The organism is Micromonospora sp. C28SCA-DRY-2 (genome assembly GCF_030519475.1).
Classification (GTDB): Bacteria; Actinomycetota; Actinomycetes; order Mycobacteriales; family Micromonosporaceae; genus Micromonospora.
On record NZ_JAUMKD010000001.1, the window covers coordinates 1,239,878 to 1,251,611 of the forward strand.

12 protein-coding genes are annotated in these 11,734 nt (G+C 74.4%); 5 read left to right on the plus strand and 7 right to left on the minus strand.

Annotated elements, in window-relative coordinates:
- Window positions 1-185: 185 nt before the first annotated feature.
- Window positions 186-953 (minus strand): hypothetical protein, encoded by a 768-nt coding sequence (locus Q3W71_RS05710; RefSeq protein WP_302918212.1) that lies wholly within the window; start codon window positions 951-953, stop codon window positions 186-188.
- A gap of 50 nt (window positions 954-1,003) precedes the next feature.
- Between Q3W71_RS05710 and rmuC the strand changes: the two genes are divergently transcribed.
- A complete protein-coding gene (gene rmuC, locus Q3W71_RS05715; RefSeq protein WP_302918213.1) occupies window positions 1,004-2,185 on the plus strand; it encodes a DNA recombination protein RmuC in 1,182 nt (393 codons plus the stop codon).
- 148 nt (window positions 2,186-2,333) lie between these two features.
- Here rmuC and Q3W71_RS05720 read toward each other — a convergent pair whose 3' ends face one another.
- Window positions 2,334-2,795 carry a hypothetical protein gene (locus Q3W71_RS05720; RefSeq protein ID WP_302918214.1) on the minus strand — a complete coding sequence of 154 codons (462 nt, stop codon included), beginning with the start codon at window positions 2,793-2,795 and terminating at the stop codon, window positions 2,334-2,336.
- A 160-nt stretch (window positions 2,796-2,955) separates the two neighbouring features.
- On the minus strand, window positions 2,956-3,936 hold the full coding sequence (locus tag Q3W71_RS05725; protein WP_302918728.1) for a 4-hydroxy-3-methylbut-2-enyl diphosphate reductase: 981 nt from the start codon (window positions 3,934-3,936) through the stop codon (window positions 2,956-2,958).
- Between the two features lie 177 nt (window positions 3,937-4,113).
- Here Q3W71_RS05725 and xseA point away from each other — a divergent pair, with 177 nt between their 5' ends.
- Window positions 4,114-5,337 (plus strand): exodeoxyribonuclease VII large subunit, encoded by a 1,224-nt coding sequence (xseA, locus tag Q3W71_RS05730; protein WP_302918215.1) that lies wholly within the window; start codon window positions 4,114-4,116, stop codon window positions 5,335-5,337.
- Window positions 5,338-5,373: 36 nt separating this feature from the next.
- Window positions 5,374-5,583, plus strand: a complete 210-nt coding sequence (locus Q3W71_RS05735) for an exodeoxyribonuclease VII small subunit (RefSeq protein WP_167181668.1) — start codon at window positions 5,374-5,376, stop codon at window positions 5,581-5,583.
- Between the two features lie 55 nt (window positions 5,584-5,638).
- On the opposite strand, the gene Q3W71_RS05740 is transcribed toward Q3W71_RS05735, so the two are convergent.
- The 3 genes from Q3W71_RS05740 to Q3W71_RS05750 form a co-directional block, all read right to left on the minus strand.
- Window positions 5,639-6,487, minus strand: a complete 849-nt coding sequence (locus Q3W71_RS05740; RefSeq protein WP_302918216.1) for a hypothetical protein — start codon at window positions 6,485-6,487, stop codon at window positions 5,639-5,641.
- A gap of 302 nt (window positions 6,488-6,789) precedes the next feature.
- Window positions 6,790-7,599, minus strand: coding sequence for a hypothetical protein (locus tag Q3W71_RS05745; RefSeq protein ID WP_302918217.1), 810 nt, complete (start codon window positions 7,597-7,599; stop codon window positions 6,790-6,792).
- Window positions 7,600-7,785: 186 nt separating this feature from the next.
- A complete protein-coding gene (locus Q3W71_RS05750; protein ID WP_302918218.1) occupies window positions 7,786-8,523 on the minus strand; it encodes a DUF4245 domain-containing protein in 738 nt (245 codons plus the stop codon).
- A 157-nt stretch (window positions 8,524-8,680) separates the two neighbouring features.
- Here Q3W71_RS05750 and glpX point away from each other — a divergent pair, with 157 nt between their 5' ends.
- Both glpX and Q3W71_RS05760 read left to right on the plus strand, forming a co-directional pair.
- A complete protein-coding gene (gene glpX, locus Q3W71_RS05755) occupies window positions 8,681-9,712 on the plus strand; it encodes a class II fructose-bisphosphatase (protein WP_302918219.1) in 1,032 nt (343 codons plus the stop codon).
- On the plus strand, window positions 9,709-10,692 hold the full coding sequence (locus tag Q3W71_RS05760) for a DMT family transporter (protein ID WP_302918220.1): 984 nt from the start codon (window positions 9,709-9,711) through the stop codon (window positions 10,690-10,692). Before glpX ends, Q3W71_RS05760 begins: the two co-directional genes overlap by 4 nt.
- 55 nt (window positions 10,693-10,747) lie before the next feature.
- Here Q3W71_RS05760 and Q3W71_RS05765 read toward each other — a convergent pair whose 3' ends face one another.
- A complete protein-coding gene (locus Q3W71_RS05765) occupies window positions 10,748-11,677 on the minus strand; it encodes an NAD-dependent epimerase/dehydratase family protein (RefSeq protein WP_302918221.1) in 930 nt (309 codons plus the stop codon).
- Between the last annotated feature and the right edge of the window lie 57 nt (window positions 11,678-11,734).

Genomic DNA, 11,734 nt, shown 5'->3' on the forward strand with positions numbered 1-11,734 from the left:
GCTCGTCGGAGGCACGAGACGGCGCTGGCAGCCGCCTGCCCGCGAGCCTGATACCTGAGAGTCATGAATATGCCTCTCAGGTATCACGCTCGTCCCGAAGGTGGGTCCGCCGGCCGCGCGAGACCGCCGCCGGCGTAACCCCGAAGCCGCCGCCCGGTCGCCAGCACCGCCGGGGCGAGCACCGCTCAGAAGTCGCCGCCGCCGAAATCTCCGCCGCCGAAGTCGCCGCCGCCGAAGTCACCACCGAAGTCACCGGCCTGGTCACCGCCGACGTCGCCGCCCTGGTCGCCGTAGTCGGCGCCGTCGGCGTAGCCCTCCTGGTAACCGGCCTCGTAGCCGTAGCCGGGATCGGCGAAGGCCGGCGAGAAGAGGGCGTCGGCGATCAGCACCCCGCCGAGCACGCCGGCGCCGGCGCCCAGCGCCGTCTTCCACCACGGGGTGGAGTACCAGCCCGCCGGCACCGGCCGGCCCTGGAACCGCCCACCCGGGTAGTAGTAGGGCGTGTCCCGGCCCGGCTGCGGGCCCGCCTTGAACGTCTGCCCCTGCACGTCGACCTGGCGTTCCCGGGTGAGCTGCCCGGCGCCCGCCGCGGCGGCCAGCGGGGGCAGCTCCGGACCGGGGTCGATGCCGAGCGCCACCCGGGCCGCCCGCGCGTACGCGAGCCCCTCCAGCGCGGTCTCCCGGGCCAGCCGGTACTGCTGGACGGTACGGGCCTGCTCCAGCTGGCCGCCGGCGGCGTTGTAGCGCTCACCGGCGTCGACCAGCGCCTGGCGGACCGCCGGGTCGTCGCCGTGCAGGTTCATCACCTGGCCGCCGAGGCGCTCGTACCAGCGCTGGGCGTCGGCCCGCACGTCCGCCAGGTCCCGCGCCTGCCGGGCCGCGGTCTCCCGCCGCCACCACAGGAACGCTCCCAGCAGCAGTGCCACCAGGATCACCACCAGCAGAAGTTCCATGGCCCGAAGGTACCCGCGCCGCTCGCGTCGTACTCTTCTGGCAAGCTCCGGTGGTGGGCTTCTCGACGCTCGCCGTGGTGGTCGTCTGCCTCGCCGCCGGTGGCGCCCTGGGCTGGCTCGCCGCCCGGTCCCGCGCCGCCGCCGAGATCGCCCGGCTGGACGCCACGCTGCGCGCCACCCGCGAGGGCGAGGGCCGGCTGGAGCAGTCCATGCGGGCGTTGAGCTACGAGGCCACCGCGCAGTCCCAGGAGGCGGTCGCCCGGGCGGTCGCGCCGCTGCACGAGACGCTGCGTCGCTACGAGCAGCGGGTCGCCGAGCTGGAGCGCGACCGCGTCGACGCCTACGCCGAGCTGCGCGAGCAGGTCCGCGCGATGAGCACCGTCTCGGGCGAGCTGCGCACCGAGACCAAGCAGCTGGTGGCGGCGCTGCGGGCACCCCAGGTACGCGGCCGCTGGGGCGAGCACCAGCTGCGCCGGATCGTCGAGGCGGCCGGGATGCTGGAGCACTGCGACTTCGCCGAGCAGGTCACCGCCGCCACCGACCACCAGGGGGTCCGCCCCGACCTGGTGGTACGCCTGCACGGCGGCCGGTCGGTGGTGGTCGACGCCAAGGCGCCCTTCGACGCGTACCTGACCGCGATGGAGGCGCGCGACGAGCGCGGGCGCGACACCCACCTCGACGCGCACGCGAAGCACCTGCGGGCGCACGTCGACGCGCTCGCCGCCAAGTCCTACTGGGCGGCGTTCGACAGCACTCCCGAGTTCGTGGTGCTCTTCGTGCCCGCCGACCCCTTCCTCGACGTGGCCCTCCAGCGCGACCCCACGCTGCTGGAGCACGCCTTCGCCCGCAACGTGGTGCTGGCCACCCCGGCCACCCTGGTCGCGCTGCTGCGTACGGTCGCCTACTCCTGGCGGCAGGAGGCGCTGGCCCGCAACGCGGTGGCGGTGCACTCGCTGGCCCGCGAGCTCTACGGCCGGCTGTCCACCCTGGGCGACCACGTCGGCAAGCTCGGCGCCTCGCTGAGCGGCGCGGTGACGGCGTACAACCGGGCGGTGGGGTCGCTGGAGGCGCGGGTGCTGGTCAGCGCGCGCAAGCTCGCCGAGCTGGGGGTCTCCGACCAGGAGCTGGCCGCCCCAGCGCAGATCGAGCTGGCACCGCGCCAACCGCAGGCGCCGGAGCTGCTCGACACCGCCGACGCCGAGATCCCGCCGCACCGCGCCGCGCTGGACTGACGACCTCACCGCCGAGCGCCAGGCCACGACGGACCGCAGTGCGTGCCCGCCCGCACGCGGAGGGCACGGACGGGCCGCGTCGCACGGACGGACCGCGGCGGGGGCGGGCCGAGGCGCAGGCCCGCCGCAGCGCGCGGCCGGCCGGGCGTCAGCCGCGGCGGGCGGATTCGACCAGGAACGGGATGCCCTGCTGGCAGGTGGTCATCATGCCGGGCTGGGCCCGGCCGGTGACGCTCACCTTCGCGCCCACCGCCAGCACGTCACGCGGCCCGCCGATCAGCAGGTAGCCGTCGAGCAGCAGGCAGTTGGGCTCCACCCCGGCGGCGACCGTGCCGGTCAGCGTGGTGCCGCCCACCGGGGGTGGCAGGGTCGGCCCGCCCGGGCGCTTGGTGCCCAGCGGCGGGTCGGGAATCGTCGGGTCGACCGGGTCGTCCGGGACAAGGGTGCTCGGCGACGGGCTGGGGCTCGGCGGCGTCGGGGCGGGCGGGCTGGTCGCCGGCTGCGCCCCGGTCGGGCTGGGGGTGGAGCTGCCGTCGCCGCCGTCCTGGCCGCAGGCGCTCAGCGCCACGCAGACGACCAGCGCGGAGAGGGCGAGCCGAAAGGTCCTCATACCCGTATCGGACGCAGCGGCGCCGGCCGCCGTTCCCGGCCTGGCCGGGCGGCAGACCGTCCGCGCCGCGCCTCGCCGCGCACCACGGCCGCCTCGCCGCGCACCACGGCCGCCTCGCCGCGCACCACGGCCGCCTGGCCGCGCACTGCGGTCGCCGCCGTCAGCCGCGGGCCGCCGCGGCGGCCTTCATGTCGCGCTTGAGCTCCTGCGGCAGCGAGAAGGTCAGCCGCTCGTTGGCGGTGACCACCTCCTCGACCTCGGTGAAGCCGCGCGCGGCGAGGTGGGTGAGCACCTCCTGGACCAGCTCGTCGGGCACGCTGGCGCCGGAGGTCAGCCCGACCGTCCGCGCCCCGGCCAGCCACGCGTCGTCGATCTCGTGGGCGAAGTCGACCAGGTGACCGGCGCGCGCGCCGGCGTCCAGGGCCACCTCGACCAGGCGTACGGAGTTGGAGGAGTTGCGCGAGCCGACCACGATCACCACGTCGCAGTCCGGGGCGATCTCCTTGACCACGTGCTGCCGGTTCGACGTGGCGTAGCAGATGTCGTCGCTGGGCGGCGACTGGAGCATCGGCAGCCGCTTCTTCAGCCGGGCCACCGTCTCCAGCGTCTCGTCGACCGACAGGGTGGTCTGGGAGAGCCAGACGACCTTGTTCGGGTCGCGGACGGTGATCTTGTCAGCGTCCTCCGGGCCGTCGACCAGCTGGATGTGCTCGGGAGCCTCACCGGAGGTGCCGATGACCTCTTCGTGCCCCTCGTGCCCGATCAGCAGGATGTCGTAGTCCTCGGCGGCGAACCGCTTGGCCTCCTGGTGCACCTTGGTGACCAGCGGGCAGGTCGCGTCGATCGCCTTCAGCGAGCGCGCCTTGGCCTGCTCGTAGACCTCGGGGGCGACGCCGTGCGCGGAGAAGATGACGGTGGCGCCCTCCGGCACCTCCTCGTTCTCCTCCACGAAGATCGCGCCCTTGGCCTCCAGGGTGCGCACCACGTGCTTGTTGTGCACGATCTGCTTGCGTACGTAGATCGGGGCACCGTAGAGCTTGAGCGCCTCCTCCACGGTCTGCACCGCGCGGTCGACGCCCGCGCAGTAGCCCCGGGGCTTGGCCAGGAGCACGCGCTTGCCGGTCCGGGAAGTCAGCTTCAGCCTGAGTCACCCGCCCATCTCACGTGCCACCCCACCCACTCACCTGCCCTGCAACCCCCACCCCCACCCCCGCCCCCACCGGTGATCATGAGGTTGGCGGCACGTTCCGAGATCGACATCGCCGCCAACCTCATGATCAACGCGGGGATGGTCGGGGGTGGGCCGTAGGGTGGGCGGGTGAACGCGGGCGAGGTGGCCGGGAAGAGCAGCTCCGAGGAGCCGTGGCCGGTCCGGGTGGTGAGCCAGAAGGTCGGTCAGTGGATCGCCCGGCTGGGGTGGGTGTGGGTGGACGGGCAGGTGGCCCAGATCAGCCGCCGCCCCGGCGCCACCACCGTCTTCCTCACCCTGCGGGACCCGTCGGCCGACCTGAGCCTGACCGTCACCACCAACCGCGACGTCCTCGACGCCGGCGCGCCCGAGCTGCGCGAGGGGGCCCGGGTGGTGCTGCACGCCAAGCCCGAGTTCTACGCCGCCCGGGGCACGTTGAGCCTGCGCGCCGACGAGATCAGGCAGGTCGGCCTCGGCGAGCTGCTGGCCCGGCTGGAGAAGCTCAAGAAGCTGCTCGCCGCCGAGGGGCTCTTCGACCGGGCCCGCAAGCGCCGCCCGCCGTTCCTGCCCAACCGGATCGGGCTGATCACCGGCCGCGCCTCGGCCGCCGAGCGGGACGTGCTGACCAACGCCCGGCGGCGCTGGCCGGCGGTGGAGTTCCGCACCGTCAACGTGGCCGTGCAGGGGCCGAGCGCCGTCCCGCAGATCGTCGACGCGCTCAGGGTGCTGGACGCCGACCCGACCATCGACGTGATCATCCTGGCCCGGGGCGGCGGCAGCATCGAGGACCTGCTCCCCTTCTCCGACGAGGCGCTCTGCCGGGCCGTCTTCGCCTGCCGTACGCCGGTGGTCAGCGCGATCGGCCACGAGACCGACGCGCCGCTGGTCGACTACGTCGCCGACCTGCGCGCCTCCACCCCGACCGACGCGGCCAAGCGGGTCGTCCCCGACCTCGCCGAGGAGGTACGCCTCATCGGCCAGGCCCGGCACCGGCTGCACCGGGCGGTACGCAACCTGGTCGACCGCGAGTCGCACCGGCTCGACGGGCTGCGCTCCCGGCCGGTGCTGGCCCGACCCGAGGTGATGGTCGAGCAGCGGGCCACCGAGGTGACCGCGCTGCGCCAGCGTGCCGGGCGCTGCCTGGAGCATCGGCTCGCCGCCGCCACCGACGACCTGCGGCACACCCTGGCCCGGCTGCGCGCCCTCTCCCCGGCCGCCACCCTCGACCGGGGGTACGCGATCGTCCAGCGCGCCGACGGCCACGTGGTACGCGCCGCGTCCGAGGTGGGCAAGGGTGACCCGCTGCGGGTCCGGCTCGCCGAGGGCGAGCTGGCCGCGACGGTCGACGGCTGACCGGGGCCGGAAGCACGATGTGGTGGGATGGCAGCGATGACTGACGAGAAGAACGACGAGCGGCTCAGCTACGAGCAGGCCCGCGCCGAGTTGGCGTCGGTGGTCGAGCGGCTGGAGGCCGGCGGCACCTCGCTGGAGGAGTCGCTGGCGCTCTGGGAGCGCGGCGAGGCGCTCGCGGTGATCTGCCAGCGCTGGCTCGACGGCGCCCGGGCCCGCATCGACGCCGCCCGCCAGCCCGCCGAGTGACCGGCGCGCCGGTCGTGGTGGGCGGCGCTCAGCCCACCACGACCGCGCGGCCAGCTCAGTTGAAGAGGTTGTACAGCTCCTGCGGGGCCTCGACCACCTGGTCCGCCGGGGGCTTCTGCGCGGCGGTGGCGTTGCCGTAGTCGGAGTAGGTGATGCGGATGTCCTGCGCCTTGTTCTGGCCGGCGGCCGGGATCTGCACCACCAGCTCGCTGAGCCGGCCCTGCGGGTCGAGCCGCGCGGTGAACGGCACCGACTTGGCCTGGGCGCCGAGCGCGGTGATCACGCCGGGGTCCATCGAGCCGGCCTCGGCGGCCTTCGACACGTCGATGGTGCCGGCGTAGCTGCCCTCGCCGGTCTGCCGTACCTCGGTGATGCCCTGGGTCAGCACGTCGCTGCCGGCCGGGTCGAGCTTGTCGAAGTCGAAGCCGAGATTGCGGTTGCCCTTGATCCGGGTCTGGTCGAGGTGCTGGTACTTGCCCAGGTTGAGCTTCTGCACGGCCGGCAGGCTGCCGGCGGTCTTCCCGCCCAGCTCCAGCTTGACCCAGCTGTCCGGCCGGGCGTGGATGAGGTCGAGCTTCATGAACAGGTCGTCGGTCGGTGCGCCGACGGTCACCCGCATCTCGGCACTCTGGCTCGGCTCGTGCACCTGCCCCTCCGCCGTGGAGCCGGCGCCGGACATGGTGAACCGGAAGTTGCCGTTGCTGATCTCGCGGGTGGAGTTCAGCAGCGCCTGCTTGGCGTCACCGGCCGCCGGGGACGCGGCACCGGAGGCGGTGCCCGACGCCGAGACGGTCGGGGTGGCGGACGAGCCCGCCGATGGGGTCCCGGTGGCGTTGCAGGCGGCGAGACCGGGAGTGAAGAGCGCGGCGGCCACCAGGCCGGCACCCAGTCGTCGAACAGTCATCTGTGTCTCCCAAGAGGGTCACCCGACGCACCTGGCGGCGGCCGGAAACCGGGCGACGCGGCAGCACTGTCGGCCACGCCGCGCGGGCCCGCCGGAGTCGGCCGGGCGAGTCCGCTGCTCTGTTGTTCCCTGCCGCCGCGTCGCACAATCACCGTTCTGTCCGGTTGCCCCGGCCGGGTGACCGCGGGGCGGGCCCGCCACCGCCGCCCGATCCCCGCCGCAGCCGCACGCGGACCGGCCGAAACAGGCCCCGACATGCGGAAACGGGGCGGCCGAGGCCGCCCCGTCCCGGTCGTGACGACCTACTTGAACATCTCGTACGTCTGCTCGGAGGCCTCGACCACCTTGCTCGCCGGCGGCTTCTGGGCGGCGGTGGCGCTGCCGTAGTCGGCGTACGTGATCTTCACCTCGTGGGCCTCGGCCTCACCGGCGGCCGGGACCGCGATGGCGATCTCGGTGAGCCGGCCCTGCGCGTCGACCTTGGCCGTGAACGGCAGCGCCTTGGCCTGCGCGGCGAGCGCCTCGACGACCTCCTCGTCGAGGGCGGCCGACTCGGTGGCCCCGGTGATGTCGATCGTGCCGGCGAAGCTGCCCTCACCGGTGCGCCGCACCTCGGTGACGCCCTTGATCAGCGCCGCGCTGTCGGACGGGTCGAGCGTCTCGGCGTTGAGCTGGAGCCCCTTGGCGCCCTCGATCTTGGACTGGTCGAGGTGCTGGTACTTGCCCTTGTTCTTGTCGGCGCCCAGGGCCTCGAACATCTTGCCGCCGAGGTCCAGCTTGACCCAGCTCTCCTTCTCGATGTAGATGAAGTCCACGTCCATCGACACGTCGCCGGTGCCGTCGTCGAACGTCATCGTGAACTGGGCGCTGTTGCTCGGCTTGTGCACCAGGCCCTTGCCGGTCGACTGGTGGCCGACGACGGTGAAGGTGAAGTTGCCCTTGCCGATCTCCCGGGTGGAGGCCAGCAACGCCTCCTTGGGGTCGGCGGGGGCAGCGGCCGACGCGGACCCGCCGGGGGCCGCCGACTCGGCGGTGTCCGACTTGCAGGCGGCGAGGCCGGGCACGAGCAGGGAGGCGGCGAGCACGCCGACGCTCCACCGTCGAATGTTCACAGGCTTTCCTTTGCGCATGCGGAATCGCCCGGCCGACGGAGTCGGCGGGCACGGTGATGGTCACCCCACCGGCTGGTCGGACCGGGCCGGGGCGGTGAGCCGGGGCAGCCTAACCGACCCGACCGACCTCGTGGGGGCCACCGGGGCGCACAAGTGGTCGTCGATGGCGGGGTCGGCCGGCGCTCCTCAGCGCAGCGAGGTGGCGAGGTGGCGCAGTTCGTTGTCCCGGGCGTCACCCACCACGATCACCGTCCGGTTCGGCTCCAGCAGCACCAGCGCCTGCTCGTTGCCCCGGGCGGTGTACCGCTGCCAGGTGCGCCCGCCCAGGTCGGTCTGCCCCTGCGGCTGGCCCTGGTCGGTCAGCTCGGTCGGCAGCAGCCGCTCCGCCGGCACGTTGCTCTGCACCAGCTGGGCGCCCCGACCCTCCGGGGTGAGGTAGCCCAGGCGCAGCGTCGACCCGCCCTCGACGGTCTGGAAGTTGGCGCTGACCGTCCGCCAGCCGTCGCCCAGGTCGGCCGGAACAGCCACCGGGAACGCGTTGGCCGCCCGGGCCGACTCGACGGCCGGCGCCGGATCGACGGTGATCGGCTCGTCGCCGCCGAGGAAGCCCCGGTAGAAGGCGAGCAGCAGGGCGATCGGGATCAGCAGCACCAACAGCGAGATGGCCATGTCCTTGGGTGACCGCTCGGACTTGCCCGCGTCCACCCGCGGCGGCGGGGCGGGCACCTCCCCGGTCTCCGCGGCGCCGTCGACCTCGGCGCCGCCGGCCCCTTCGCCGGGTACGCGGGCGGCCGGGCCGGGCTCGACCAGGGCCGGCTCGGCGGCCGGGGCAACGGGCGGTCGGGCGCCCTCCGGCACCGGCGGGTGGCCCTCCGGCGGAGTCGAGTCGGCGGGTACGCGATCGGCAGGCTGTGCGGGTTCCACCGTGCCATCTTCCCGCACCGCCCGACCGGCGGTATCCGGGCCATCACCGCCCCGCCCCGGCGTCGGGTCGGCCATCGTGTGAGGATCAGCGACAAACCGGCAGCCGCGACACCGAATGCTGCCGGCCCACCCCGCACCGTCGCGAGGAGGAGCCGTCATGACGAACACCAGGACGCGGATCCCACAGGATCTCGACCGCAACCTTGCCCTCGACCTGGTCCGGGTCACCGAAGCCGCGGCGATGGCGGCCGGCCGGTGGGTCGGCCGGGGCGACAAGGAGGGCGGCGACGGGGCCGCCGTCGACGCGATGCGCAAGCTGATCAACTCGATCCCGATGCGGGGCGTGGTGGTGATCGGCGAGGGCGAGAAGGACAACGCGCCGATGCTGTTCAACGGCGAGGAGGTCGGCGACGGCACCGGCCCGGAGGTGGACGTCGCGGTCGACCCGATCGACGGCACCACCCTGATGAGCAAGGGCATGCCGAACGCCCTGGCGGTGCTCGCGGTCGCCGAGCGGGGGGCGATGTTCGACCCCAGCGCGGTCTTCTACATGGAGAAGCTCGCCGTCGGCCCGGTCTACGCCGACGTGGTGGACATCAACGCCGGGGTGGCCGAGAACCTGCGCCGGATCGCCAAGGTCAAGGGCACCGACGTCTCCGAGGTGACGGTCTGCGTGCTCGACCGGTCCCGGCACGACGACCTGGTCGCCCAGATCCGCCGGACCGGCGCCGGCATCCGGTTCATCTCCGACGGGGACATCGCGGGCGCCATCGCCGCCGCCCGCGGCGAGTCGGACGTCGACGTGCTGATGGGCATCGGCGGTACGCCGGAGGGGATCACCGCCGCCTGCGCGCTCAAGTGCATGGGCGGGGCGATGCAGGCCAAGCTCTGGCCGCGCGACGACGAGGAGCGGGAGAAGGCGCTCGCCGCCGGGCACGACCTGGACCGGGTGCTCACCACCGACGACCTGGTCACCGGGGACAACTGCTTCTTCGTGGCCACCGGCGTCACCTCCGGCGACCTGCTGCGCGGGGTCCGCTACAAGGCCGGTGGGGCGTACACCCAGTCGATCGTGATGCGCTCCAAGAGCGGCACCATCCGGGTGATCGACTCGTACCACCGGCTGGAGAAGCTGGCGCTCTACTCGGCCGTCGACTTCGACGGCCGTCCGCTGGCCGAGCAGGAGTGAGCGCCGCCGGGACGACGGTCCGACCCGTCCCGCCGGCGACCCGCCGGATCGTCGGGGTGGGCTTGGCGATCGCCTCCGGGGTCGCCGTGGCCGTGCAGTCCCGGATCAACGGCGAGTTGGGCGTACGGCTGGCCGACGGGATCGCCGCCGCGGTGGTCTCCTTCGGGCTGGGCCTGCTGGTGCTGCTGGTGCTGGTGCCCGCGACGCCGACCGGGCGGCGGGGGCTGGCCGCCCTGCGCCGCGCGCTGGCCGCCGGCGAGCTGCGGCCGGTGCAGTGCCTGGGCGGCGTCTGCGGCGCGTTCCTCGTGGCCAGCCAGGGGCTGACCATCGGCGCGCTCGGTGTGGCGGTCTTCACCGTGGCGGTGGTCGCCGGCCAGTCGGCGAGCAGCCTGGCCGTGGACCGCGCCGGGGTCGGCCCGGCCGGCCGGCAACCGGTCACCGGCCAGCGGCTGGCCGGCGCCGGGCTGACCGTGGTCGCCGTGCTGCTCGCCGTCGGCGACCGGTTCGGCGACCCGGCCGCGCTGGCGCTGGCCGTGCTGCCGCTGCTCGCCGGGGTGGCCATCGCCTGGCAGCAGGCGGTCAACGGCCGGGTACGGGTGGCCACCGGCAGCGCGCTGACCGCCACGCTGGTCAACTTCACCGCCGGCACGCTGGCCCTGCTCGTCACGTTCGCCGTCGACCTGGCGGTACGCGGCCGCCCGACGGGCGGGCTGCCCAGCGAGCCCTGGCTCTACCTGGGCGGCCCGATCGGCATCGTGTTCATCGCGCTCGCCGCCGCGATCGTCCGGTTCACCGGCGTGCTGCTGCTCGGCCTGGCCACCATCGCCGGCCAGGTGGTCGGCGCCGTGCTGGTCGACCTGGTGCTGCCCACCGCGGCCTCGCACCCCGGCCCGGCCACGCTGCTGGGCGCGGCGCTGACCCTGGTCGCGGTGGTGGTGGCCGCCGTGGGCCCACCCGTGCGCCGCCCCGCCATCCGCTGAGCGGGTGGGGCCGGCGACCGACGGCCGGGCGTCACCCGGGACGAACGCCGGTGGGTCAGCCGGTGACCCGGGCCGGGGCGGGCAGGGTGGCGGCGAGCGCCTCGTCGAGCGGTGTGGGGTCGATGCCGAAGGTCGCCGTGGTGGCCGTGGAGTCGAGCAGGAACGGCCGCTCGAACTGGTAGGCCACCTCGCGCATCTCCTTCGCGGTCGGGTCGAACAGCCCGCCGAGCCAGAGCACCGGGCCGGGCATCCGGGTCAACCGCGGGGCCGGCGCGCCGGCCAGGGTCGCCGCCCGGGTGGCCAGTTCCCGGATCGAGACCGCCGGCGGTGACGGCACGTGCCAGGGGCGGCCCCAGCCGCGCTCGTCACCGGCCACCGCGACCAGCGTCCGGGCCACGTCACCGACGTACGTCCAGCTGTGCGGCGCGTCCAGGTCGGCCGGCACCAGCGCCCGCCGGCCGGCCGCCACCCGGGGCAGCACCAGCATGGTCACCAGCGACTGCGCGCCGGCGCCCAGGTAGTCGGAGCCCCGCACCTCGGTGACCCGGACCCGGCCGGCCCGGTGGGCGGCCAGCGCGTCCGTCCACATCCGCACCCGGACCTGGCCCTTCACGCTGTTCGGCCGCAGCGGCGTCGACTCGGTCATCGGCGCGTCGACCGGGCCGTAGCCGTAGTGGTTGCCGACCGTGGCGAGCACCGCGCCGCCGCGCTCGGCGGCGGTGAGCAGCGCGCCGGCCAGCGGCGGCCAGTCCGTGGTCCACCGGTGGTAGGCCGGGTTCGCGCAGTTGTAGAGCGCCACCGCGCCGGTGGTCAGCTCGGCCAGCCGCTCGGCGTCCGTGGCGTCCGCCGCTACCCGCTCGACGCCCGGGTGCTCCGGCCCCCCACCGCGGCGGGTCACCAGCCGCACCCGCTCGCCCCGGTCGGCCAGGAGTCGGGCGGTGGCCGAGCCGACGGGGCCGGCGCCGACGATCACATGCAGTGCCATCAGGATTCACTCTCCAGAGCGGTCATACGTTTTGAGAGCACTGCTCTCGGTTGAGCA